This window comes from Hyphomonas oceanitis SCH89 (assembly GCF_000685295.1).
Classification (GTDB): domain Bacteria; phylum Pseudomonadota; class Alphaproteobacteria; order Caulobacterales; family Hyphomonadaceae; genus Hyphomonas; species Hyphomonas oceanitis.
In genome coordinates, this window is the sequence record NZ_ARYL01000103.1 from 1 (window position 1) to 1,778 (window position 1,778).

The 1,778-nt window shown below is 63.0% G+C and carries 1 protein-coding gene; it reads right to left on the reverse strand.

Annotated features, from left to right (window positions below):
• The coding region (locus HOC_RS20375; protein WP_035542372.1) for a TonB-dependent receptor at positions 1–1,778 on the reverse strand (1,778 nt) is incomplete at both ends.

Sequence of the window (1,778 nt, forward strand, 5' to 3'; positions counted from 1 at the left end):
CGGCTCCAGATCAGGCGCCGTGCCGATCGTGATCATGTAGTTGACGCCCGCCAGTGACGGATCGGGGAGCGGAATGGCGAGTATGTTGCGGATAAAGTCATAGGGCAGAACCCCCACGGCCCGGTCGTTCGCGCCCGATTGCCCGAGTGTCGGAGGCGCAAAGGACGTACTGTAGGACCCTCGGAGCTTGAGCCTGTCGACGGGGACCCAGAGAAGTCCCGCCTTCGGGTTGGCCGTCGATCCGAAGTCGGAATAATCATCTATCCGGCCAGACAGGTTCAGCTCCAGCCGGTCAATTCCGGGAATCCGGTTCTCCGTCCCGACAAGCGGGATGAGCAGTTCGGCAAACACGGCCGAGATGTCGCGCGTGCCATCGCGCAGGGGCGACATGCCGACCTGGCGAAGCGCGAAGTCCTCCCGGCGGAATTGTCCGCCCAGTGCGGCATGAATGGTTCCGCCAGGCAGTGCGAACAGGTCGCCCCTCGTGAGAAGACCAACCGACCAGAGGGAAGACTCCGTCTTTGCCTCGGAGGGCGTAGCAACGGCGGGAAGAATGATCTGCTGGACATTGTCATTCCGGATCCGGCTATATGTCCCGTCCAGTGTGAGGCTCCAGTCAGGCCGGAGCATATAGTCGGCAGAAAACGTCGCCGAGAGGCTTTCCGATTCAATCCAGCTTTTCGCAACAGAGGTCGTATTGGCAATACCGACTGAGGAACTTTCGACCTTGCGGTCGGAATAGAGCGCCGTCGATGCGATCTCCAGTCGGTCGCCCAGGGCCTGACGTCCTGACAGGACCAGGCTGTGGCGGGTCTGCTGGGGAAGGAGGTCGAAGGCATCAATGACATTGATGGGACCGCCGTTCAGCAATGTCGGCGCGGCAATATCCGGACGGTCCGACAGACCGAGGGCGTCACGGTCCATATACTCATAGGTCCCGATTATGTTGCCACCCGCCCAGTTCTTGCCAAGCGTCTGGCTGAACCGGACCTCCTCCATGTCGCCATCCGTCACCGTACCATATCGCAGTCCTGTCTCCGCTCCGTCGAAATCGTCGCGCAAGACGAGGTTGATGACACCGGCGACAGCGTCCCCACCGTAGATCGATGATGCGCCGTCGCTGAGGACATCGATCCGTTCGAGCGCCGACACGGGAATCATCGACAGGTCGACGAAATCGCCGATGGTGGAGGTCGGTGCGACCCGGTTGCCATTCAGCAGGGTCAGGGTCGCGCCTGAGCCAAGTCCCCGAAGGTTGGCGCCGGAGCCATAGGTAGAATTGCGCTGGGAATTGCCGTCCGTCGGCAGGCCCTGCGAGGTGAATTCGGTCGACCCACCGCCGAAATTCTGCGGCAGGGTGCGGATGAATTGCTCTGTTGTCGTCACGCCCGACCCGAGAATATCCTCCCGGCTGTAGATCTGCAGCGGCGAGCTTTCCGGCGCAATGCCCCTCAGGCTGGTGCCCGTCACAGTGACTGTATCGATCCTCAGTGTGCCGGGGTCAGCCTTGGCGCGGGATGAATCAGGCAGGGTCTCGGCGGGCGCTTCCTCCCGCGGCGGACGTGCAGGCGGAACGACCGGCTCAGGCGCGTCTGTTCGTTTCCGGATGATAACCGCCTGGCCCTGCCCTTTCACGGCTTCGAGCCCACTCCCCTGAAGGAGGCGGTCCAGCGCGTCGGCCGGCGCGAAGGTCCCGTTCAGTCCCGGCGCCGCGCGCCCGGCCACAAGCGATTCGGAAAACAGGATGGGCGTGCCCGACTGGGCGCCGAACGCGCGCA